The sequence below is a fragment of the Methylobacterium sp. 2A genome, from assembly GCF_009806555.1.
In the GTDB taxonomy this organism is placed as follows: Bacteria; Pseudomonadota; Alphaproteobacteria; order Rhizobiales; family Beijerinckiaceae; genus Methylobacterium.
Genome location: NZ_VUOK01000028.1, coordinates 7764 through 7995, shown reverse-complemented (window position 1 = coordinate 7995; position 232 = coordinate 7764). Strand labels below are relative to the sequence as shown.

Below are 232 nucleotides of genomic sequence, written 5' to 3'. Positions count from 1 at the left end.
AGGCCTTGAAGGCGGCGGACACGCTGGCCGAGCAGGGCGTCGCGGTGACGGTGGCGGATGCGCGGTTCGCCAAGCCTTTGGACGAGGCGCTGATCCTGGATCTGGCGCAGAGCCACGCGGTTCTGCTGACGATCGAGGAAGGCTCGCGGGGCGGGTTCGGCGCGATGGTGCTGCATCTCCTGTCCGAGAAGGGCGCGCTGGATGCGGGTCGGGTTCGGGTGCGGACGCTGAC

Annotated in this window: 1 protein-coding gene; it reads left to right on the top strand. The window is 69.8% G+C overall.

Annotated elements, in window-relative coordinates; genetic code table 11:
* On the top strand, positions 1 to 232 hold a 232-nt coding region (locus tag FVE89_RS31680), incomplete at both ends, for a transketolase C-terminal domain-containing protein (protein ID WP_281408976.1).